This window comes from Mesorhizobium sp. WSM4306 (genome assembly GCF_007003975.1).
Lineage (GTDB): Bacteria > Pseudomonadota > Alphaproteobacteria > Rhizobiales > Rhizobiaceae > Mesorhizobium.
Genome location: NZ_VFTC01000009.1, coordinates 79102 through 100133 on the forward strand (window position 1 = coordinate 79102; position 21032 = coordinate 100133).

Below are 21032 nucleotides of genomic sequence, written 5' to 3' on the forward strand. Positions count from 1 at the left end.
CCATGGCGCTGGCGGCCTCGGGATATTCGGGCACGCCGCTTCCGGCCAAGCTTGGCCTGAAGGACGGGATGGTCGCGGCGTTCATCGCGCTGCCCGACGATCTCAGTGATCTCACAGAGGCCGTCAACTTCGCTCAGGTCGACCGGCTGGGCGACTGGTCGGAGATTTCGGGAACGTCCCTGAAATACGATGCCGTGCACGCCTTCACCCGGCAGCGTGCCGAGATCGAGGGTCGCCTCGGCGATGTCGAAGCCGCGATCAAGCGTAACGGCATGGTCTGGGTATCCTGGCCGAAGAAGGCATCGAGAGTGCCGACCGATATCACCGAAGGCGTCGTCCGCGCTGAGGCACTGAAGCGCGATCTGGTCGACATCAAGGTTGCTGCCGTCAATGAAATCTGGTCCGGGCTGAAGCTCGTCATCCGAAAGGACCTGCGGTAATGGTCGAACTCACGCTTCCCAAGAACTCGAAGGTGCAGCCGGGCAAGACCTGGCCGAAGCCGGAGGGTGCCACCAACCTGCGCGAATATCGAATCTACCGCTGGTCGCCGGACGATGACGAGAACCCGCGCATCGACACCTATTTCGTCGACATGGACGATTGCGGGCCGATGGTGCTCGACGCGCTGCTCTACATCAAGAACAAGATCGACCCGACGCTGGCCTTGCGCCGCTCCTGCCGCGAAGGCATTTGCGGCTCCTGCGCCATGAACATAGACGGCTCCAACACGCTGGCCTGCACCAAGGGCTGCGACGACATTTCCGGCGCCGTCAAAGTCTATCCGCTGCCGCATATGCAGGTGGTCAAGGACCTGGTGCCCGACCTCACCAATTTCTACGCCCAACATGCTTCTATCCAACCTTGGCTGCAGACGGTTTCGCCGACGCCGGCCAAGGAGTGGCTGCAGAGCCATGAGGACCGCGAGAAGCTCGACGGGCTCTACGAGTGCATCTTGTGCGCCTGCTGTTCGACCTCGTGCCCGAGCTATTGGTGGAACGGCGACCGCTATCTCGGTCCGGCGACGCTGCTGCAGGCCTATCGCTGGCTGATCGACAGCCGTGACGAAGCCAAGGGCGAGCGGCTCGACAATCTCGAAGATCCGTTCCGGCTCTATCGCTGCCACACCATCATGAATTGCGCCCAGACTTGCCCGAAGGGGTTGAACCCGGCCAAGGCGATTGCGGAAATCAAGAAGATGATGGTGGAGCGCAGAGTCTGACGCCGGCCTTACCTGCAGACTTCTCCTCTGAGGCCGTTGCGGCCCTTCGCACCCGCCTCGATCTGGTGCGAAGCCAGGGCGTGAAGATCCTGTTTGCGATTGAAAGCGGCAGCCGCGCCTGGGGCTTTCCGTCTCCCGACAGCGATTATGACTGCCGCTTTGTCTATGTCAGGCCAGTGAGCGATCACCTCGTGCTGCAGCAGGCGCGCGACGTGATCGAGTTTCCCATCGAAGGCGAGATCGATGCCGGCGGCTGGGATTTGCGGAAGGCGCTGCTGCTGGCGCTCGGCGGCAATGCCGTCATCGTCGAATGGGCGAAATCACCAATCGTCTATGAAGAGATTTCCGGCTTTCGCCGGAAGCTTCTCGACCTGCTGGCCGAGATCGTCGACCCGGCAAAGGTATCGCACCACTATCTCGGCCTTGCGCGTTCGCATGTCGCCAAGATCGGCAGTTTTGCCGATGAGGTGAAGTTGAAAAAACTGTTCTATCTGATCCGCCCGCTGGTGGCGCTCGACTGGATGGAGCAGCGCGGTTTTGCCGGCCTGCCGCCGATGAACCTTGGCGAGTGCCTCGACCAGACCGAGATGCCAGCTCAGGCCAACGCCGAAATCCGCGGTCTGATCGACCGCAAAAGCCGGACACGCGAGATGGGATCCGGTCTCATCCCGACCGCAATCGCGCGCTATCTCGAAGCGCGCTACGGCCACCACGCAATGAACCTCGCCGGTGCAGTCAGGGACGAAGCCGGCCAGGCGCGCAAACATGCCCTTGCAACCGAATTTTATCGCCGGGAGGCTGAACTGCAATGAGCGATGACCTTCCAATCCTCTCTCCTGTCGAGGCCCGTGTGCTCGGCTGCCTGATCGAGAAGAAGGAGCTGACGCCTGACGTCTATCCGCTGACGCTCAATGCAGCACTTGCCGCCGCGAACCAGAAGACGGCGCGCGAGCCGGTGATGGCGCTGGAACAGGTCGAGGTGCATCGGGGGCTCAAGCTGCTCGAGCAGAAGGGGCTGGTTCGGCAGATGTTCGGCTCGCGCGTCGAGCGCTACGAGCATCAGATGGCGCAGCGCTTCTCGCTGACCACGGCGCAGAGCGCTCTGGTCGGCCTGCTGTTGCTGCGCGGGCCGCAGACGGCGCATGAGCTGCTGGCGCGAGCCGAGCGCATGGCGCGGTTTTCATCGATCGAGGATCTGCGCGCTGAACTGGACATGCTGATCGGCCGGCGGCCGCCACTGATCCAGGAAATCCCGCGCGGGCCGGGCCAGCGCGAGGACCGCTACGTGCATCTTCTCGCTGGACCGGCGGATGTTGCAGCACTTGCGACACAACGGAGTGCGTCGATGATGCCGGCTTCCGATCTGGAAGCTCGCCTGGAGGCACTGGAGCAGGAAGTCGCGGCCCTACGCGCCCGGCTCGATGCCTTGGGGGCGTAAGGCTTGCTTGTAGAAGTTTGCGCCGCCCCTCATTGTCCTGCCGGACATCTCTCCCCGTATAGTGACGGGGAGAGAGGGGCAGCTTAAATGCCGGCGCTCTTCCGGCAACGCTGGAGATTGGCGAAGCCGGCTGCGGCAGCGTCCCTCTCCCCGTCACTATACGGGGAGAGGATGCCGGCAGGCAGGTGAGGGCAGCGCCGGCTTTTGCTACGAGTGGGTACTCGCAGTCGGTGGTATGTCTCACCCCAGCTTCGCGTCGAGCGACACATTGATGGCGCCAAGCGCCTTCGACACCGGGCATCCGGCCTTGGCCTTCTCGGCCAATTCCTTGAATTTCGCCGCATCGATGCCCGGCACCTTGCCGATCACCGTGAGGGCACTGCCGGTGATGCCGGTGCCAGGCACCAGTGTGACCACCGCCTTGGCGTCGAGTTCGGTGGCGGGCGTGCCGTTCTCGGCCAGGAAATGGGAGAACTGCATGGCAAAGCAACCGGAATGCGCAGCAGCGATCAATTCTTCCGGGTTGGTGCCGGATTTTCCGCTTTCGTCCTCGAAGCGCGCCTTGAATGAATAGGGCGTGGCCTTCAAGGTGCCGCTCTGTGTGTCGAGCGTGCCTTTGCCCTCTTTCAGATTGCCTTTCCAGACGGCGTTTGCAGTGCGGTCCATGAAGTCCTCCTTGATTGCAGCGATAGCGCCGGCCAGGCGGCGTTCCTCACAACTATAGCGCGGGCGCGGGCGAAGACCACCGCGCTGTTTGCGCGCGCATGGCGATCCAACGATGCGGCCAAAATTATTTTCAAAAAATCTGCGTGCAAAAATGTCGACTTGTCGTGGCGCCGAGCGTCCTGCGGGCGGCCACGGATTTCGTGGCGGATGGAGGTTCACATGAACAATCTGTTTTCAGCCCATTGGAACTGCACCGGCAAAAGGCCATGGCTGCAAGAGATCGATTGTCCGCGACCGTCCGGCTTCGGCCGGCTGCTCGCGGCAATTGCCGTCATCGGCATTGCGGTCATCCTTCTCGACCATGCGGCTGCCGGCAACGGCGCAAATGATACCGTGATCGCCTATGGTTCATCGCAGCAAGGGAGCTGGAAATGAAGTATGTCTGTCTCGTCTACGGCGAGGAAAAAGATCTCCATGCCATGACGCCGCAGCGTCTGGCCAAGCTCGACGCCGATTCGATGGCCTATGACCGGTCACTGGATCAGCAAGGCAAGCTGATCATCGCGCAGGCGCTGCAATCGGTGAAGACGTCAAAGACGGTCCGGCGGCGCCAGGGCAAGCGGCTGATCACCGACGGTCCCTTCGCCGAGACCAAGGAGCAATTGCTTGGTTTCGTCATGATCGAGGCGGATGATCTCGAGGAAGCGCTGGAGATCGCCGGCGAGATCCCGCTTGCCGAAATCGGCACCATCGAGATCAGGGCGATTTACGACGTCCCGGGGTCATAGCAGTCCGCGCATCGGCAGCTTCAGACAGAGCGGCGGATCATGTCCGCCGCCTTCTCGGCGATCATCACCACCGGCGAAGCAGTGTTGCCGGAAACGATGCGTGGCATGATCGAGGCGTCGATGACGCGCAGGCTTTCGAGACCGGTGACGCGCAGGTCCGGGCTGACCACGGCGCGGTCGTCGACGCCCATCCGGCAGGTCCCGACCGGATGGAAGATCGTCGTCGCGATCGAGCCGATCTGGTGCAGCAAATCATCGTCGGACTGGTGGGCGAGACCGGGCAGGATTTCTTCCGGATGGAAGGCTTCAAGCGCCTTGGCGGTCATGATCGAGCGCGCCTGGCGTACCGAGCGCAGCGCGATCTCGCGGTCTCGGACCGTGGACAGATAATTCAACCGGATTTCCGGCTGCACGTTGAGTTCGCGCGTCGTCGCATGGACAGAGCCGACGCTGTCGGGCCGCAGATTGCAGACCGACATGGTGATTGCCGGGAACGGATGCAGCGGGTCGCCAAGCCGGTCGGTCGACAAAGGCTGGACGTGGTATTCGAGGTCCGGCCTCGCCATCGACGGATCGGATCTGCTGAACATGCCGAACTGGCTCGGCGCCATCGACATCGGCCCCGATCGGGCAAAGGCATATTGCAGCGCGATGCGCGCCTTGCCGCTCAGGCTGTTGGCCAGCGTGTTGAGCGTCAGCGCCGACGACACTTTGTAGACGGTGCGGATCTGCAGATGGTCCTGCAGGTTCTCGCCGACATTGGGGCTGGCGTGCACCACGTCGACGCCGAGTGCGGCGAGGCGATCCGGCTGGCCGACGCCGGAAAGTTCGAGCAGTTTCGGCGTGTTGATCGAGCCGGCCGTCAGTAGCACCTCGCGTCTGGCGTTTGCCTCGATGGTTTCGCCGCCGACGCGGTAGTGGACGCCCGTCGCGCGCTTGCCCTCGAACAGCACCTTCTCAACATGGGCGTTGACGACCAGCCGAAGGTTGGGACGCCGCAGCGCTGGGCGCAGGAAGGCCTTGGCCGTGTTCCAGCGCACGCCCTTGCTCTGGTTCACTTCGAAGAAGCCCGACCCTTCATTGTCGCCGTCATTAAAATCCTCGCGCGGCATGATGCCGAATTCCTTCGCCGCCTCCTGCACCGTGTTGAGGATCGGCCAGGACAGGCGTTGCCGCGCCACTTTCCATTCGCCGCCGGAACCATGCAGCTCCGTCTTGCCGCCATGGTGGTCCTCGGATTTGAGGAAGTAGGGCAGCACGTCGTCCCAGCCCCAGCCGACATTGCCCATCTGCCGCCAGCCATCATAGTCCGCCGCCTGGCCGCGCATGTAGATCATGCCGTTGACCGAGGTGCAGCCGCCCAGAACCTTGCCCCGGGGATAGACCAGCGAGCGGCCGTTCAGACCGGCTTCGGGTGCTGTCTTCATCATCCAGTCGGTGCGCGGATTGCCGATGCAATAGAGGTAGCCGACGGGGATATGCACCCAGTGGTAATTGTCGCTGCCGCCGGCCTCGAGCAGCAGCACACGTGTGCCTGGATCCTCGCTCAGGCGATTGGCCAGCACGCAGCCGGCGGTGCCTGCACCGACGATGATGTAGTCGTAGTCGCCATCGAGCCGTTGGGTCATTGCGGTGTTCTACTCGGTCCTGCGGCCTGTTCGGCCCAGAACGATCGCAGCGTATCGGCGAGGCCGCAATAGGCGCGATAACGCCTGTTGTAGTGTTCTTGCATCGCCGGGTCCGGACGATAGGCGGCGCTTGACCGGGTCATGGCGTCGACGCCGGCCTCATAGTTGGCGAACAGGCCGACTGCCACGCCGGCGCCGATCGCCGCGCCGAGCGCGCCGGTCTCGCGCGCCTCGGGGACGGTGATCGGCACGCCAAGCCCGTCGGCGAAGATTTGCGGCCAGTGCTGGCTGCGCGAGCCGCCGCCGGACAGCACCGCCTTGTCGAAGCCGACGCCGGCGTTCTTCAAGACGTCGATGTGGCGCCGATGCTCGAACATCACGCCTTCGAACAGCGCACGTAGCAAATGGCCTTCTTTGTGCCAGCCGGCGAGGCCGTAGAACCCGGCGCGGAATTCCGCACCTTGCCCCGAGCCGTAGAGAAACGGATGAAAAATCGGATCGTCCCAGGCCGGCGTTACCGCGCCGACCGCGGCGTTGCAGTGGCCGAACGGATCGTCATGGTGATTGCTGCGCTCGATGAATTCGCGCACATACCATTCCAGATTGGCGGCCGATGTCGCGCTGGATTCGATGTTGACGAAGCTGCCGGGGCCGAAGCGCGCGACCATGAAAACATTCGGATCGACCACAGGCGCGGTCGAGAAAACCTGATTGACCGACCAGGTGCCGGCGATGACAGAGGCTTCGCCGGGCCGCACGACGCCGGCCCCCATGGCGCTGGCGACGACGTCGAAATAGCCAGCGATGACCGGCGTGCCTTCCGCCAGTCCGGTCTCTTCAGCTGCCTTCGCGGTCACCGCCCCGGCAATGTCGGCGCTGTCCAGCAGCCGCGGCAGTTTTGCCTGCGCATCCTCGATGCCGTAGAGCGCGAGAAGCTCGGCGTCGTAGACGCCTTCGGGCATGCGGACAAGGCCGCAACCCGACATGTCGGAGACATCGCTCACCCGCTCGCTGGTGAGGCGATAGGTGATGAAATCCTTGCACAGCATCGCCGTGCCGGTCGCAGAGTAAAGGTCCGGCGCATGCTGCTTGACCCAGGCCAGCAAGGTCGGGGTCTGCGCCGGCCACGGCTTTTGCAGGCAGATGGCATGCAGCGCTTCAGCGTTGCGCGCTGCCAGCGTTGCCGCCACGCCGGCGGCGCGTGTGTCGAGCGACTGGATGCCGATCAGCGGGGCGCCGGCACGGTCGATCAGATAGAGGCCGTTGCCATGGCCGGCGCAGCCGATGGCGGCGATTTCGCGGGCATCGATGCCGGCCTCAGCCATACAGGCGCGGATGGCGTCGCGCGCGTCCGCCCACATGCCGCCGAGGTCGCGCTCGACATAACCGGGCTGCGGCGTGTGCGAGCGGCCGGCGACGGCATGCATGGTGAGCTGCCGCCCGGCACGGTCAAACAGCACCGCCTTGATGATGGTGTTGCCGGCATCGAGGCCGAGCAGATATGCGGCTTGATCAGCCATTGTTGTAGATGTCCCAGGCCTCTTCGCCGCCGGCGGCGTTGTGGATCATCGCCATCAGCGCGCTAACCACCGCCTTCGGGTTGGCATGCTGATAGATGTTGCGGCCATAGACCAGCCCCTTGGCGCCTTGTCTCAGCAGCGCTGAGGATTTCACCAGCACCGTCTTGAGGTCGTCCTTGCCGCCGCCACGCACCAGCACCGGCACGCGCGCTGCCTCGACGACGCGATGGAAATCCTCCGGCCGGTCGGTCGGGTCGGCCTTGATGATGTCGGCGCCCATCTCGGCGGCGAGCCGCACCAGGGTGACGATCTTTTCAGCGTCACCATCGACCTGGTAGCCGCCGCGCACATCATTGGGCAGCATGACCAGCGGCTCGATCATCAGGGGCATGCCGTAGCGGTGACAGGCAGCGCGGACCTTGCTGATGTTTTCGACGCATTGGCGAAACAGCTCCGGCTCGTCGGGCAGCATGAACAGATTGACGACGACACAGGCCGCATCCATCTCCAGCGCGCCGATGATCGGCTCCTCGTGGTTCTGCAGCATCGACCACATCACGCGGTGGCGCTGGGCGTTGTAGGGGTTGCCCATGTCGATGCGCATGACCAGCGCCGGCTTGTCCTTGTCCGGCCGTGATTGCAGGAGATCGGCCTGGCCATAGGCGAGCTGCAGCGCGTCAGGCCCCGCCGCGATCAGCGTGTTGATGACCCTGGGCATGTCCTCCAGGCCGACAAGGAAGCCCGGTTCATTGCACACGCCGTGATCGAGCGCCACGTCGAGGCAATTGCCGTTGGTGAACATCCGGTTCATCCGGGCCTTGGCGCTCACTTTCATCTTCTGCTCCTGAGATTGTGCGTTGGTCGAGCATCTCTCGCGAGACGCCATGATAGGTGTCGAGTTCGGCAACCAGACTTTTTACCTCGTCATCGCGACGCCGGCGGTTCCAGCCGCGCTCGGCGGCCAGAGCATCGGCGATGCGTTCGATTGAAACCATCGAGATGTCGCCGGCAATGGCAAGCGACGTGCGGCGCAAGACAAGGTCCGAGAGGCAAGTGACGAACTCATGCCGGGCGAGGTAGACGATCTCGGCTGCCGTGGTTTTGGTCCTGCCGTCCAGCCTGATATCGTCGGGACGTCCGAGACAGAACAGGATGATGTCGCGCGCGCCGCTGCCGTAACGATCGATGAGGTAGGCGGCGCGTTCGCCGCTGATCGCAAACTCACCCGCCAGATCGGCCGCCAGCGACGCCGGGTCGGGGGGATAACCGAGGCCGCCGCCGATGGGCAGGGTCAGCGTGCCGCAAAGGCGGTCGCGGCCAAGCTCGGCCAGCACTTCGTCGGCGGCCTGTTCGGCGAAGGCGCGGAAGGTCGTCCACTTGCCGCCGATCATGCAGAAGTGCGGGATGTCGCCGGCAATGCGATGCACGGAATGGCCGCGCGAAATCCTGCCGGTGAAGGCGTGGTCGCTCTTCGGCAGCGGCCGGATGCCGCTATAGGTGAAGACGACATCGGCGGCATGGACAGGAATGGACGGGAAGACCAGCCGCGCAGCCGCCAGTATGTAGTCGGTCTCAGCCGGTTCGCAGCGCACACGCCCGGCCTCGCTGACGCGGATATCCGTCGAGCCGACCAGCACCTTGCCGAGGTAGGGAAACATGATGCAGACCCGGCCATCGGCATTCTCGAAGAAGATCATATGGCCGCCGAGAGCCTGATAGAGCGGCTCATTGTCGAGGATGAGGTGCGAGCCCTTGGTGCCTTCGACCAGCGGTGCCGCCAGCTTTTCCGATGCGTCGAGCCGAGCGATCGCCGAATCCAGCCATGCGCCCGTCGCGTTGACGATTGCCTTGGCAGTCACGGTGAGACGTTCTCCACCCGCAGTGTCGGTGAGTTCGAAAGCCGACCCGCCCCGCGCGATCTCGGCGCGGTTGAGCGCGAGGCTGTCGGGTGACAGGCGCGCGGCGTCGCGCAGCAATTCGATGCCGAGTCGTTCGGGGTAGCTGATCCAGGCGTCGTAATAGGTGGCGGAAAAGCGCAGCTTGGGGTCGAGCGCCGGCCATTGCGCGAAGGTCGCCCTGGCGCCGCGGAAATTGTGGCGCGGCAGCACACGGCGCTTGCGCGTCGTCCAGTCGTAGAGCGCCAGTCCGGCCTTGATCGCCAATGCGCCGCGGCTGGAGGGCGTTTCCGACAGCCCGAGAAAGCCCGCCGCGCCGTTCATCAGCCCGGAGAAGACGGATCGGATCGGAATTGTCGTCGGCAGCGGCCGCACCATATGCGGCGCATTGGCCAGCAGCGCGTCGCGTTCGCGCAGTGATTCCTGCACCAGGCCGAACTCGCCATTTTCGAGATAGCGCAGGCCGCCATGGATCATGCGCGAGGGCGCCGCACTGCAGCCTGAACAGAAATCGTTGCGTTCGACCAGCAGCACCCTGAGACCCTGCAGCGCCAGCTCGCGAAACACGCCGATGCCGTTGATGCCGCCGCCCACGACGACGACGTCGAACGCGCCGTTACGGCGGATCGTGTCGAGGATGACGGTTCTCTGGTCTGGCATGGCTTTGCCGGGCAAGGTTGGGCCGTTCTGCCGTCCGGTGGACGGCAGCTCAACTGGTTTCGGTTATGGATGGCGTCAGGCGGTGAGATTGGTCAGATGGCGGCTGGCGGCCTCGCTGATCTGGTTGACCTCCTGTCCTGACAATCTGATGCGGCCGGCTTGCGCGTTTTCCCTGGCTTGTTGCGGGCTGCGCGCGCCGCACAGCGAAAAGGTGATGCCCGGCTGCTGCAGCGTCCAGGCGATGACCACCTGTGCCTCGCTCGCGCCATGCGCCTCGGCAATCGGCTGGATCGCTTGCATCAATGCCGCCACCTTGCGGCGGTTGGCCAGCGAGAAGCGCGGATTGTCCTTGCGCTGGTCGTCGCCGGTAAAGACGCGGTCCGGACCGATCTTGCCGGAGAGCAGGCCGAGCGCCAGCGACGAATAGCTGAGCACCGACACGTTGTTTTCCGCGCAGAACGGCAACAGGTCGCGCTCCATGTCGCGCACCGCCATGCTGTATTCCTGCTGCACCGCGTCGAGCTGGCCGGCCGCGAGATACGCCTTCACATCGCCGACGCTGACATTGCTGGCGCCGATGGAGCGGATCTTGCCCTGGGTCTTGAGGCGGTCGAGCGCTTCCATCGTTTCAGGGACAGGCGTCGTCGGATCCTGCCAGTGGGTGATGTAGTGGTCGATATGGTCGGTGCCGAGACGGCGCAGGCTTTGCTCGACTTCGTAGACGATGGAGTCGGCGCCAAGGTAGCGATGCACCGGCGCGCCGTCATAATCGAAGAAGTGGTTGCCCTTCTTTGTATGCCAGACCAGCCCAAGCTTGTTGGCGAGCACGACCTTGTCGCGGCGGCCCTTGATCGCCTTGCCGACGATTTCCTCCGACAGGCCCTGGCCGTAGGCCGGGGCGGTGTCGATCAGCGAAACACCTTCATCGATGGAGGCGCGGATGGTGTCGATGGACTGCGCCTCGTCGGTGCCGCCCCACATCCAGCCGCCTATGGCCCAGGTGCCCAGGCCAATCGCGGAGGCGGATAATCCCGACGCGCCGATGGTGCGCGTCAACATTTCAGGCGACATTGCGTATGCTCCCCGCATTGCTCAGGACTGCGTTGGCCGTCTCTTCGTCGACGACCAGTGATTTCAAATAGCCGCCGCGCAGTGCGGCGCGGATCGGCCAGACTTTTTCGGCGCCGCTGGCCACACCCATCACCGTGCGGCAGCGACCGAGTTCCGAAGGCGCCAGCGCCACCAGGCGGTCATTTGGCGGGTAGTCGGCAAGCGTGCCGTCGTCGCGGATCAGATGCGCAAGGAACTCGCCGACCGCACCGCTGGCGGCGAGTTTTTCGCGGTCGGGATCGAGGCCCGGGTGCAGGTCGTAATAGCTCGACCCCGGCGTCTGGATCGAGCCGACGCCGACCAGCGCGATCGCGGCCTTGCGGGCCAGATCGAAGATTTCGCGCACCGAGGCCATCTCCAGCAAAAGGTCACGCTGCTCCCGGCTTTCTGCGAACAGCGGCGCATGCAAGAGCATGCTGGCGCCGCCGAGCCGTTCGGCCAGGCGCGTCGCCAGATGGTTGACGTCGGTATAGTGCTTGCCCTGGACGCCGCCGGTCAGCGGCACGACGGTGATGTCGAAGGCGCGCTCCGGCTGCAGGTTTTCGACCAGAGCGCTGATCGCCTTGCCGCCGGTGATCGCAATGACATCGCCGTCGCGCAAGGTCTCGAGCAGCTGGTTGGCCGCCGCGCGCCCCACCTGCTGCAACGTGCTGTCAGGACTGCCGGCGACGGTTGGCGTCACGATCGCGCCCGCCAGCTGGGCGATCTCGATCAATTGTTTTTCGATATCGACCAGGCGCTGGAACGGGCTCTCGACCGCGATCCTCAGCATGCCGAGCTTGCGACCCTGGGCAATCAGCCGATTGACCTTGGACGGCGACAGATTGAGCGTCGCGGCTATGTCGTTCTGCTTCATGCCGTCGACGAAATGCAGCACCAGCACGGTGTGGATCTGCCGGATCGCCTCGAAATCTTCCCTGCCGTCCGCCATCTCAGCCCCGCCGCTTGTTGAAATAGTAATCGGCGGTCACCGCCGTCAGCAGAATGGACCCGCGGATGATGTCCTGCCAATAGACGGACACGTCGAGCAGGGCTAGCGAGCTTGAGACGACGGAGAGCAGGATGGTGCCCAGGATGGCGCCGAGAATGGTGCCGGAACCGCCGGTCAGGCTGGCGCCGCCGATGACAGCCGCGGCGATGACATTCAGCTCCATGCCGGCGCCGAAGGTCGGCTGGGCCGAACCGAAGCGGGCCATGTAGATGACGCCGGCAAAGCCGCAGAGCGTGGAGCAGAGCGTCGTCGTCAGGAACACGACCTTCTTGGTGCGGATGCCGGAATAGGCCGCCGCCTTCTCGTTGCTGCCGGTGTAGAAGACTTTGCGAAACATCGTCGTGCGCCGCAGCATGAAGTCGGATGCGATGGTGAAGACGATGAAGATGACGATGACGACCGGAATGCCGCCGATGGCGCCCTGACCGATGAACTTGAACTCGGGCGGCAAAGTGTAGAGCCCGAGCGGGCGGCCGCCGGTGCCGAGCAAGCACAGCCCGCGCGCAATCACCATCACCGCCAAAGATACGATGAAGTGGTGCAGCCCCACTCTGGTGACGAAGAATCCCATGAAGGCGCCTATGCCGGCGCAGGCCGCGATGGCAACCAGCGATGCCAGCCAGGGGTCGACACCGCCGAGGAACAGCAGGCCGGCGATCACCATGGCGAGTGCGGTGACCGAACCGACCGAAAGGTCGATGCCGCCGGAAATCAAGAGGATCGTCATGCCGACGACGACGATACCTTCGACGGCGAAGGCCATCGCCATCGCCCGCATATTGTCCCAGGTCAGGAAATAGGGCGAGGCGAACGACATGACGGCAAACAGCACGGCGATGATGAGGATGAGGCCGGTCTCGCGCATCCTGATCAGGCCGCCAAGCCTTTCGCCGAAGCCGATCCGTGCGGCTTGCGTCGCGCTGTCCATGCGTTCCCCCACGATGCTCATGCCGCGGTCCGGTCCCGGCCTTCATCGGCTAGCGACGCCAGGACCATGATGTTTTCTTCCGTCATCGCATCGCCGGTGACTTCGCCGGTGATGCGTCCTTCGCGTACAATCAGCACCCGATCGCAGACGCCGATCAGTTCCGGGAGCTCGGACGAGATGACCACGATGCCGACGCCGTCACGCGCCAGCTTCCGCAGGATGCGGTGGATCTCGGCCTTGGCGCCGACATCGACGCCTCGCGTCGGCTCGTCGAGGAAGATCACCTTGGGGTCGACCGACAGCATTTTGGCGATTGCCACTTTCTGCTGGTTGCCGCCCGACAGCGTCGAAACCGGCTGGCCGACATGGCCGCATTTCAGCGACAGCTGCCTGCCGATCCTCTCGGCCCGATGCTTCTCGCGCCGCTCGTTGATGAGGCCGAAACGCGTGGCGATGCGGTCGACCGCGAGTGCTGAGATGTTGGCGGCGATCGACATGTCGAGGAACAGCCCGTCGCCCTTGCGGTCCTCCGAGAGGTAGACGATCCCTGCGGCGATGCTGTCGCCATAGTGGGTCAGCGAGAGCGGCTTGCCGTGCAGGCTGACATCGCCGATCACCTGACCTTCCAGCCGGCAGATACCTCTAACGATCTCGCTGCGGCCGGCGCCGATCAGGCCGCCAATGCCGAGGATTTCGGCCTTGCGCAACTGGAAACTGATGTCGCGGAAGGCGGTCGCTTCTGAGAGATTGGTGACCTCGAGCAGGATGTCTTCGGATTTTTCGTCGTCGCGCAGTTTCTCGGGATAGAGGCTGTCAATGACGCGGCCGACCATGGACGCCACCACCTGCTCGGGCGTCGCCGCCGCTATGTCGAGCGTGGTGATGTACTGGCCGTCGCGCAGCACGGTGACGCGGTCGCAATTGTCGAAGATCTCGGCCATGCGGTGCGAGATGTAGACGATGCCGATGCCTTGCCCGGCCAGCAGGTGAATGATCTCGAACAGTTTCTTGGCCTCGCGCTCGGTCAGCGCTGCCGTCGGTTCGTCGAAGATGAGGATGCGGCAATCGAGCGTCAGCGCCTTGGCGATCTCGACCAGTTGCTGCTGGGAAATCGACAGGCTGCGCACCATGACGGTCGGATCGATGTTGCCGAGCCGCGCCAGGATCGTGGCTGCGCGTTTCTCGAGGTCGCGGTAGTTCATCAGCAGCGCTTTGCTGGCGTTGGTGATCGACATGAAAATGTTTTCGGCCACCGAGACATCGGGGCACAGTGCGATTTCTTGGTGCACGAAGCCGATGCCGAGCTTCTGCGCCGCCAGCGGCGACGGGATGGAGACGGAGCGGCCATCGATCTGGATGTCGCCGCTGTCCGGCGGCAGGATGCCGTCGATTACCTTCATCAGCGTCGACTTGCCAGCGCCGTTCTCGCCAGCGATGGCGTGGATTTCGCCAGCGCGCAGCTCGAAGGAGACATCGCGCAATGCACGGACGGGACCGAACGATTTGCTGAGACCGGATATTTTGAGAAGGGCCGGGGTTTCCACTGGTGTGCTCGCGTGCTCAGGGCGGATAAGGCAACCGCGCCGGATGGCGCGATTGCCTTTGGGACGGATCAGCTGGGATCGCGGCCTGCCATGTACTTGTTCAGGTCGAACGAGTCGGCATTCTCCTTGGTGATGACGGCAAAGCCGTTATCGGCGAAGGGGATGCTCATCGGGTTGTAGCCCGACGTCTTGTAGTCGTTGAACGGGTCGATCAATTCCGGATGCGCCGCCATGAAGGTGGCGACAAAGCCAAGATAGCCCTGCATGCCCTGGTTCGGGCTCAACGCCATATGGATGTTGCCGGCCTTGATCTGTTCCAGCGTCGCCGGGGTGATGTCGGCATGCATGATCAGCACCTTGGCCTTGGCCTCGAGGACGGCAGCGACCGCACCTTCGGCCGAACCGGCTTCCGGAATCCACAGCGCCTTGAGGTTCGGATTGGCCTGCAGCATCGAGGCCACCGCCTTGTTGGCGACATTGGCATCCTGGTTGGAGGCCTGGCGTCCCACCAGCTTCATCTTCGGATAGTTCTTGGCGAGATAGTCAATGAAGGCGGTGACGCGCAGATCGTGGTTGCTCTGGCCGGGGTTCTCGAGAACGCCATATTCGGCATCGTCGCCGACCTGCTTGACGATTTCCTCGGCGGCGAATTTGGCTTCCGCCAGATTGTCCGAGGTGATGTAGGACACACGCTTGGACTTCGGCGAGTCGGCGGCGAAGGTGACGACGGTGGTGCCATTCTCGATGGCGCGGTCGATCGGCTCGATGAACGGATCGGCCTGCATCGGGTGCAGCAGCACGCCAGCCGGCTTCTTGATCAGATCCTGTTCGAAGGAAGCGATCTGCTTGGCGATGTCATAGTCAGGCGTGCCCGAAAACACCGTCTTGCAGCCCATCGCCGCCGCTGCCTGCTTGAAGCCCTGGTACACCGGCACCCAATAGGGATGCGCGGAGACCATGACGTTCATCACATAGGTCTCGTCCGGCTTGCACTGAAACTTGCTCTCTGCCGAAGCCGCACCTGGCATTGCCAAGGTCAGCGTCATCACGGCGGCGCTCAATGCGCCCGCCAGCCCAATCCTGTTCATTCTCTCCTCCGGGTTCCCCGACGATGAAAGCCTCGTCGCGTCAGCTTTTGCAAGAAATTTCATCATATGAAATCCCTGGCGAGGTTGAATAGGCCGGGATTTCTCGCGTGTCAATGAGAATGCATGAAATATCATGCAGTGAAATTTCTTGCATGAAGGTGCTGAGCCGGATTATGGCGTCATCGCAAAAGGGGCATCGTCCGATTGGCTTTGCGGCCGGCGACCTGAAACCAGGATGTTCGGTTTCGGTGTCGGTGCTCCAAGGGGAAACCCTCTGTTTTCTTAACCAGCCGCAATTCTTGCGTGTTGAAGCAACGTCGGAGTTCTCTTATCGTCGCCGGGATTTTCGGGGGACTTTTCGACATGCCTTTCCTGATAGCTCTTCTCGGCGTGCTGGGAGCGGCGGCGTTCTGGTGGTACCGCATGAAGGCCATGAACGACGCCGCGCGCGAAGTCGCCGATGTCGTCGGGCGCGTCCAGGGCAACATCCGCCGCAAGAAGCTGCGCAAGCAGGCGGCGCTGTCGCCGCTGACGGCGATCGACGACCCGGTCGTGGCGGCGGCAACGCTGATCACCGCCATGGCTGCGGAGCACGGCCCGATCCTGCCGAAGCGCGAAACCGTCATCCGCGAAGTGATTTCGCAGATCGCCGAGAACCAGAAGAAAACCGACGAGGCCGTCGTCTACGCCAAGTGGGCCTCTGCGCAGGTCGACGACACGACCATCGTCATCGACAAGCTGGCGCCTTTCCTGCGCGAGCGCCTCGATCCGCACGAGCGGGAAGATCTGCTGCAGATGCTGAACCGCGTCGCGCAAGGCGGCGAGCAGAGCTTCAGGATTGCCGACCAGCGCATGCTGAGGCTGCGGCAGAAGCTGGGTTTTGAGGTCAACTGAGGGGTGGTTGCTTCGGATTCAATCCACTTGCAATCGTTGGTGCCGCCCCTCACCTGCCTGCCGGCATCCTCTCCCCGTATAGTGACGGGGAGAGGGGCGCTCTCTTTGGTGATTTCGCCAATCTCCAGCGTTGCAAGAAATAGTGCCGAGGGTGCGGTCCGCCCTTTCTCCCCGTCACTATACGGGGAGAAATGCCCGGCAGGGCAATGAGGGGCGGCGCTGACCTTCGATAGTCTGTCACTCGCACCACAAAATCCGCTAGATCGCCTCGCCCTTGAGCAGCCGCGGCGTGTCGCCGGACAGGCCGGACGCCTGGCGGATGAAGAACTCTTTCAGCCGGGGCATGCGCTCGACGAGGCCAAGGCCGATGTCGCGGAGTTGGCGCAGCGGGCCGATGTCGTTGGAAAACAGCCGGTTCAGCACGTCGGTGGCAACGCCCATCTGCACGGTGTCGAAGCGGCGCCATTGCTGGTAGCGCTCGAGTACGTCGAGCGCACCGATGTCCTGCCCCAGGCGATCGGCCTCGACAATCACTTCGGCCAACGCCGCCACATCCTTGAAGCCGAGATTGAGGCCCTGGCCGGCGATCGGATGGATGCCGTGGGCGGCGTCGCCGGCAAGCGCGATGCGCGGGGCGACGAAGGCGCGCGCGATGGTCAGGCCGAGCGGCCAGGCGCGTGGCTTGTCGGTGACGCGGATCTCGCCGAGCTTCAGGCCGAAGCGCAGTTCCAGCTCATGCTCGAAGACGAGGTCGTCGCCGGAGACCAGTTTTTCGGCATCCTCGGAGCGTTCGACCCAGACCAGCGACGAACGGTTGGTGCCGTCCTCGGTCGGCTTCAGCGGCAAAGTGGCAAACGGGCCGGCGGGCAGGAAATGCTCCTCGGCGCGGCCATTGTGCGGGCGCTCATGCGCCACCGTGCAGACAATGCCCGACTGGCCATATTCCCATTTCACCGTCTTGATGCCGGCTATGTCGCGCAATTTGGAATTGACGCCGTCCGCGGCGATCAGCAGCCGCGCTTTGAGCGTCGCGCCATCGGCCAGATGCACGGTGACACCAGCGCCGTTCGTGTCGAAGGCGCTGACCGCGACACCTTCGATGATATCGATGCCAAGCTTTTGCGCGCGGCGGCGCAAGGCGCCGTTCAGATCGAGGTTGGCGACCATGTGGGCGAACGGTTCGCCCGGCGCGACCTCGCCGTCGAAGGTGAGGAACACCGGGCGCACCGGATCGGCGGTACGCGAATCGGTGATGATCATTTCGGTGATGGCCTGCGATTGACCGACGATGTCCTGCCAGGCGCCGAGCTGGTCGAGCATGCGGCAAGCGGCGGCGGCGATGGCCGAGGCGCGGCCGTCCTTCTGCCAGACGCCGGCAGGGGCTGCATCGACGACGGCGACTGCCAGGTTCGGCCGCGCCTGTTTCAGCGACACGGCGGTGGCGAGGCCAACATAGCCGGCGCCGGCGATCAGCACGTCGAGCGAGTTTTTTGCGTCCGTCTTGCGGTCTGCCATGTCAATTCCTTTCGAAGCCATGACCGTCCTGCCCCCACGGGGACATTGCGCCCTTGACTGCCCGCCATTCCTGTCCGAAACCGCCATAGCATCTTAGAGCGGTTCTGCGTTTCATGGAATCGCAGAACCGCTCTAAGTCTTTGTTTCGCAATTCCGGACGGAAAAACCGCTCACACTTTTCCTGGAATTGCCTACGACGAGGTCACGAAGCATGACAGCGGCCATGGACGAGCTTCTCAGCATTCTCGACCTCGAGCAGCTGGAACACAATCTGTACCGTGGTCGCAGCCCCAAGCTCGACTGGCAGCGCGTTTTCGGCGGCCAGACCATCGCCCAGGCGCTGGTCGCCGCGCAGCGCACGGTCGAGCCTGAGCGCCATGTGCATTCCCTGCACGGCTATTTCATGCGGCCGGGCGACACCACGGTGCCGATCGTCTACGAGGTCGACCGCATTCGCGACGGCGGCTCCTTCACCACGCGCCGCGTGGTGGCGATCCAGCACGGCCAGGCGATCTTTTCGCTGGAGGCCTCGTTCCAGCAGGACGAGGTCGGGCTTGAGCATCAGCTGCCGATGCCGCGCGACGTGCCGGCGCCCGACAGCCTGTTGTCGCAGCGCGAATTGCTGGGCAAATTCGGCGAGGCGGTGCCGGAAGGCATCAGGCGCTACTGGGAGCGCGACCGGCCGATCGAGATGAAGCCGGTGATGCTGAAACACTACACCAGCCGCGAAAAGCTGGAGCCGGAGCAGAACATCTGGATCCGCACCACCGGCCCGGTGCCGGCCGACCGTGGCATACAGGCTGCGGTGCTTGCCTACCTCTCCGACATGACGTTGCTGGACACCTCGACCTTTGCGCACGGCCGCGCCATTTTCGACCGCGACATCCAGGCGGCGAGCCTGGACCACGCCATGTGGTTCCACCGCAGCCATCCGCTCGACGACTGGATCCTGTACACGCAGGACAGCCCGTCGACGCAAGGGTCGCGCGGCTTCACTCGCGGCTCGCTGTTTGCCCGCGACGGCATGCTGATTGCCTCGGTTGCCCAGGAAGGTCTGATCCGCCTGAAGCGCCCGCCTGCCGAATAGGCATTTTCTGAAAATTGCCTATTTTTTAATCAATGACTGTCTTGTGACGATGTGCACCTTGCTGCTGCGTGCTCGGCAATCTGTTTGTTTACAATGAGTTAACACACTGCTTCGGCAACTGGCACGGAGCTTGAATCCTGTCGGGCACTCTCCGGGCTTTTTGGGATCGGTGAAGGTGTGCAAACGCGGGGGACCGCAACAGCAAAGGGTGAAACCTTATGAAAATCGTGATGGCAATCATCAAGCCGTTCAAGCTCGACGAGGTGCGCGAAGCGCTCACCGCCGTCGGCATCCAGGGCCTGACCGTCACCGAAGTCAAAGGCTACGGGCGTCAGAAGGGACATACGGAAATCTATCGCGGTGCGGAATACGCGGTCAGTTTCCTGCCGAAAATCAAGATCGAAGTCGCGGTCGGCACCGACCTGGTCGACAAGGCTGTCGAAGCCATCACGGCGGCGGCCAAGACCGGCCAGATCGGCGACGGCAAGATCTTCGTCTTCGGCATCGATCAGGCGGTGCGCATCCGTACCGGCGAAACAGACACCGACGCGCTCTAAGCGGCGAACACGTATTCCAATGGAGAGTTCAATGAATATTCCTTCCACCTTGAAGACAGTGGCGCGCTCCGCGCTGCTGGGCTCGTTCGCGCTCGGAGCATTGGGCACGGTTGCTGCCTTGGCGCAGGAAGCGGCACCCGCCGTCGCCTTGGCAGCGCCGGCCTTTACCGTCGACAAGGGCGACACCACGTGGATGATGATCTCCACCGTGCTGGTGCTGTTGATGACCATTCCCGGCCTTGCGCTTTTCTACGGCGGCCTGGTTCGCACCAAGAACATGCTGTCGGTGCTGATGCAGGTCTTCACCATCACCAGCGTGGTCATGATCATCTGGGTTTTCTACGGCTACAGCCTCGCTTTCACTCCGGGCAACGCCTTCGTCGGCGGCCTCTCCAAGATGTTTCTCTCCGGTGTCAATGTGTCGACGCTGTCGGAAACCTTCAGCAAGGGCGTCGCCATTCCTGAACTGGTGTTCGTCGTCTTCCAGATGACTTTCGCCTGCATCACGCCGGCCCTGATCGTTGGCGCCTTCGCCGAACGCGTCAAATTCTCCGCCTTGATCCTTTTCGTTATCCTCTGGGTGACGGTCATCTACTTCCCGATCGCGCACATGGTCTGGTTCTGGGGGGGGCCGAGCGCCTATGCCGACCCGTCCGGCCTGATCTTCAGCTTCGGCGCCATCGATTTCGCCGGCGGCACGGTCGTTCACATCAATGCGGGCATTGCCGGCCTCGTCGGCGCGCTGATGATCGGCAAGCGCATCGGCTACAAGAAGGACATCATGGCGCCGCACTCGATGACGCTGACCATGGTCGGCGCCTCGCTGCTGTGGGTCGGCTGGTTCGGCTTCAACGCCGGTTCGAACCTCGAAGCGAACGCCTATGCGGTGCTGGCCATGATCAACACCTTCGTCGCCACGGCGGCGGCGGCAGTGACCTGGATCGTGCTTGAATCGCTGCTGCGCGGCAAAGCCTCCATGCTCGGCGCTGTTTCGGGCGCGGTCACCGGCCTCGTTGCGGTCACGCCGGCGGCCGGTTATGCCGGCCCGATGGGCGCCATCGTGCTTGGCATCGTCGCCACCTTCGTCTGCTACTTCTTCGTCTCGGTGGTGAAGAACACGTTCGACTATGACGACAGCCTCGATGTCTTCGGTGTCCATTGCATCGGCGGCATCATCGGTGCGCTCGGCACAGGCATACTGGTCAATCCCGCCCTCGGCGGCGCCGGCATCGTCGATTATTCGACCGCCGACTTGGCCGCCGGCTATGCCGGCACGGCCACACAGCTTCTGGCGCAAGGCAAGGGCGTCCTGGTGACCCTGCTGTGGTCGGGCATCGGCAGCGCCATCCTCTACAAGATCGTCGACCTGATCATCGGTCTGCGGCCGACGGCCGACGCCGAGCGCGAAGGCCTCGACCTGACCGCGCATGGCGAAGCAGCCTATCACTCGTAAGCCTTCCGGGGGCGGCCTCGGCTGCCCCCGCATTCTCCCATCCCGTCGTGA

At 63.5% G+C, this 21032-nt stretch carries 21 protein-coding genes; 10 read left to right on the plus strand and 11 right to left on the minus strand.

Annotated elements, in window-relative coordinates; genetic code table 11:
• The first annotated feature begins 2 nt into the window (after positions 1-2).
• The 4 genes from FJV77_RS13220 to FJV77_RS13235 all read left to right on the plus strand — a co-directional run bounded on the left by FJV77_RS13220 (position 3) and on the right by FJV77_RS13235 (position 2657).
• Positions 3-440, plus strand: coding sequence for a DUF3052 family protein (locus FJV77_RS13220; RefSeq protein WP_142867243.1), 438 nt, complete (start codon positions 3-5; stop codon positions 438-440).
• Entirely contained in the window at positions 440-1219 is a 780-nt protein-coding gene (locus tag FJV77_RS13225) for a succinate dehydrogenase iron-sulfur subunit (protein ID WP_142867244.1), read from the plus strand. The genes FJV77_RS13220 and FJV77_RS13225 overlap by 1 nt, the downstream gene beginning before the upstream one ends.
• A gap of 65 nt (positions 1220-1284) precedes the next feature.
• Positions 1285-2031: a nucleotidyltransferase domain-containing protein gene (locus tag FJV77_RS13230; protein WP_142867245.1), complete on the plus strand. Its 747-nt coding sequence runs from the start codon at positions 1285-1287 to the stop codon at positions 2029-2031.
• On the plus strand, positions 2028-2657 hold the full coding sequence (locus FJV77_RS13235; RefSeq protein WP_142867246.1) for a DUF480 domain-containing protein: 630 nt from the start codon (positions 2028-2030) through the stop codon (positions 2655-2657). The genes FJV77_RS13230 and FJV77_RS13235 overlap by 4 nt, the downstream gene beginning before the upstream one ends.
• Positions 2658-2897: 240 nt before the next feature.
• Here the strand turns inward: FJV77_RS13235 and FJV77_RS13245 are convergent, their stop codons facing one another.
• Complete coding sequence (locus tag FJV77_RS13245) at positions 2898-3323, minus strand: OsmC family protein (RefSeq protein WP_142867247.1); 426 nt, start codon at positions 3321-3323, stop codon at positions 2898-2900.
• A gap of 219 nt (positions 3324-3542) precedes the next feature.
• On the opposite strand from FJV77_RS13245, the gene FJV77_RS13250 reads away from it, so the two are divergent.
• Together FJV77_RS13250 and FJV77_RS13255 are read left to right on the plus strand one after the other, a co-directional pair.
• Positions 3543-3758: a hypothetical protein gene (locus FJV77_RS13250; RefSeq protein WP_142867248.1), complete on the plus strand. Its 216-nt coding sequence runs from the start codon at positions 3543-3545 to the stop codon at positions 3756-3758.
• Positions 3755-4111, plus strand: a complete 357-nt coding sequence (locus FJV77_RS13255; RefSeq protein ID WP_142867249.1) for a YciI family protein — start codon at positions 3755-3757, stop codon at positions 4109-4111. The genes FJV77_RS13250 and FJV77_RS13255 overlap by 4 nt, the downstream gene beginning before the upstream one ends.
• A gap of 20 nt (positions 4112-4131) precedes the next feature.
• On the opposite strand, the gene FJV77_RS13260 is transcribed toward FJV77_RS13255, so the two are convergent.
• The 9 genes from FJV77_RS13260 to FJV77_RS13300 all read right to left on the minus strand — a co-directional run bounded on the left by FJV77_RS13260 (position 4132) and on the right by FJV77_RS13300 (position 15475).
• Positions 4132-5739 (minus strand): GMC family oxidoreductase N-terminal domain-containing protein, encoded by a 1608-nt coding sequence (locus FJV77_RS13260; protein WP_142867250.1) that lies wholly within the window; start codon positions 5737-5739, stop codon positions 4132-4134.
• A complete protein-coding gene (locus FJV77_RS13265) occupies positions 5736-7259 on the minus strand; it encodes an FGGY-family carbohydrate kinase (RefSeq protein WP_142867251.1) in 1524 nt (507 codons plus the stop codon). Before FJV77_RS13265 ends, FJV77_RS13260 begins: the two co-directional genes overlap by 4 nt.
• Positions 7252-8094 carry an aldolase gene (locus FJV77_RS13270; protein ID WP_142867252.1) on the minus strand — a complete coding sequence of 281 codons (843 nt, stop codon included), beginning with the start codon at positions 8092-8094 and terminating at the stop codon, positions 7252-7254. Before FJV77_RS13270 ends, FJV77_RS13265 begins: the two co-directional genes overlap by 8 nt.
• Positions 8006-9814 (minus strand): glycerol-3-phosphate dehydrogenase/oxidase, encoded by a 1809-nt coding sequence (locus tag FJV77_RS13275; RefSeq protein WP_142867253.1) that lies wholly within the window; start codon positions 9812-9814, stop codon positions 8006-8008. The genes FJV77_RS13270 and FJV77_RS13275 overlap by 89 nt, the downstream gene beginning before the upstream one ends.
• Before the next feature lie 75 nt (positions 9815-9889).
• Positions 9890-10885, minus strand: a complete 996-nt coding sequence (locus FJV77_RS13280; protein WP_142867254.1) for an aldo/keto reductase — start codon at positions 10883-10885, stop codon at positions 9890-9892.
• A complete protein-coding gene (locus tag FJV77_RS13285; RefSeq protein ID WP_142867255.1) occupies positions 10875-11855 on the minus strand; it encodes a sugar-binding transcriptional regulator in 981 nt (326 codons plus the stop codon). The genes FJV77_RS13280 and FJV77_RS13285 overlap by 11 nt, the downstream gene beginning before the upstream one ends.
• 1 nt (position 11856) lies before the next feature.
• A complete protein-coding gene (locus tag FJV77_RS13290; protein WP_142867356.1) occupies positions 11857-12843 on the minus strand; it encodes an ABC transporter permease in 987 nt (328 codons plus the stop codon).
• Between the two features lie 17 nt (positions 12844-12860).
• Positions 12861-14387 carry a sugar ABC transporter ATP-binding protein gene (locus FJV77_RS13295; protein ID WP_142867256.1) on the minus strand — a complete coding sequence of 509 codons (1527 nt, stop codon included), beginning with the start codon at positions 14385-14387 and terminating at the stop codon, positions 12861-12863.
• A gap of 68 nt (positions 14388-14455) precedes the next feature.
• Positions 14456-15475, minus strand: a complete 1020-nt coding sequence (locus tag FJV77_RS13300; RefSeq protein ID WP_142867257.1) for a substrate-binding domain-containing protein — start codon at positions 15473-15475, stop codon at positions 14456-14458.
• Between the two features lie 363 nt (positions 15476-15838).
• On the opposite strand from FJV77_RS13300, the gene FJV77_RS13305 reads away from it, so the two are divergent.
• Positions 15839-16369: a hypothetical protein gene (locus FJV77_RS13305; RefSeq protein ID WP_142867258.1), complete on the plus strand. Its 531-nt coding sequence runs from the start codon at positions 15839-15841 to the stop codon at positions 16367-16369.
• Positions 16370-16627: 258 nt separating this feature from the next.
• Here FJV77_RS13305 and FJV77_RS13315 read toward each other — a convergent pair whose 3' ends face one another.
• Positions 16628-17884 carry a ubiquinone biosynthesis hydroxylase gene (locus tag FJV77_RS13315; protein ID WP_142867259.1) on the minus strand — a complete coding sequence of 419 codons (1257 nt, stop codon included), beginning with the start codon at positions 17882-17884 and terminating at the stop codon, positions 16628-16630.
• A gap of 211 nt (positions 17885-18095) precedes the next feature.
• On the opposite strand from FJV77_RS13315, the gene tesB reads away from it, so the two are divergent.
• From tesB to FJV77_RS13330, 3 genes are all read left to right on the plus strand, one after another.
• Positions 18096-18971, plus strand: coding sequence for an acyl-CoA thioesterase II (gene tesB, locus FJV77_RS13320; protein ID WP_142867260.1), 876 nt, complete (start codon positions 18096-18098; stop codon positions 18969-18971).
• A gap of 218 nt (positions 18972-19189) precedes the next feature.
• Positions 19190-19528 (plus strand): P-II family nitrogen regulator, encoded by a 339-nt coding sequence (locus FJV77_RS13325; RefSeq protein ID WP_142867261.1) that lies wholly within the window; start codon positions 19190-19192, stop codon positions 19526-19528.
• Between the two features lie 31 nt (positions 19529-19559).
• Entirely contained in the window at positions 19560-20981 is a 1422-nt protein-coding gene (locus tag FJV77_RS13330) for an ammonium transporter (protein ID WP_142867262.1), read from the plus strand.
• Positions 20982-21032: the final 51 nt, after the last annotated feature.

Coding starts and splice junctions, on each gene's coding strand:
- FJV77_RS13285 (WP_142867255.1), bottom strand. CDS start 11,855: ATGGCGGACGGCAGGGAAGATTTCGAGGCGATCCGGCAGATCCACACC.
- FJV77_RS13280 (WP_142867254.1), bottom strand. CDS start 10,885: ATGTCGCCTGAAATGTTGACGCGCACCATCGGCGCGTCGGGATTATCC.
- FJV77_RS13250 (WP_142867248.1), top strand. CDS start 3,543: ATGAACAATCTGTTTTCAGCCCATTGGAACTGCACCGGCAAAAGGCCA.
- FJV77_RS13225 (WP_142867244.1), top strand. CDS start 440: ATGGTCGAACTCACGCTTCCCAAGAACTCGAAGGTGCAGCCGGGCAAG.
- FJV77_RS13325 (WP_142867261.1), top strand. CDS start 19,190: ATGAAAATCGTGATGGCAATCATCAAGCCGTTCAAGCTCGACGAGGTG.
- FJV77_RS13235 (WP_142867246.1), top strand. CDS start 2,028: ATGAGCGATGACCTTCCAATCCTCTCTCCTGTCGAGGCCCGTGTGCTC.
- tesB (WP_142867260.1), top strand. CDS start 18,096: ATGACAGCGGCCATGGACGAGCTTCTCAGCATTCTCGACCTCGAGCAG.
- FJV77_RS13315 (WP_142867259.1), bottom strand. CDS start 17,884: ATGGCAGACCGCAAGACGGACGCAAAAAACTCGCTCGACGTGCTGATC.
- FJV77_RS13220 (WP_142867243.1), top strand. CDS start 3: ATGGCGCTGGCGGCCTCGGGATATTCGGGCACGCCGCTTCCGGCCAAG.
- FJV77_RS13290 (WP_142867356.1), bottom strand. CDS start 12,843: ATGGACAGCGCGACGCAAGCCGCACGGATCGGCTTCGGCGAAAGGCTT.
- FJV77_RS13300 (WP_142867257.1), bottom strand. CDS start 15,475: ATGAACAGGATTGGGCTGGCGGGCGCATTGAGCGCCGCCGTGATGACG.
- FJV77_RS13255 (WP_142867249.1), top strand. CDS start 3,755: ATGAAGTATGTCTGTCTCGTCTACGGCGAGGAAAAAGATCTCCATGCC.
- FJV77_RS13305 (WP_142867258.1), top strand. CDS start 15,839: ATGCCTTTCCTGATAGCTCTTCTCGGCGTGCTGGGAGCGGCGGCGTTC.
- FJV77_RS13260 (WP_142867250.1), bottom strand. CDS start 5,739: ATGACCCAACGGCTCGATGGCGACTACGACTACATCATCGTCGGTGCA.
- FJV77_RS13270 (WP_142867252.1), bottom strand. CDS start 8,094: ATGAAAGTGAGCGCCAAGGCCCGGATGAACCGGATGTTCACCAACGGC.
- FJV77_RS13275 (WP_142867253.1), bottom strand. CDS start 9,814: ATGCCAGACCAGAGAACCGTCATCCTCGACACGATCCGCCGTAACGGC.
- FJV77_RS13330 (WP_142867262.1), top strand. CDS start 19,560: ATGAATATTCCTTCCACCTTGAAGACAGTGGCGCGCTCCGCGCTGCTG.
- FJV77_RS13245 (WP_142867247.1), bottom strand. CDS start 3,323: ATGGACCGCACTGCAAACGCCGTCTGGAAAGGCAATCTGAAAGAGGGC.
- FJV77_RS13265 (WP_142867251.1), bottom strand. CDS start 7,259: ATGGCTGATCAAGCCGCATATCTGCTCGGCCTCGATGCCGGCAACACC.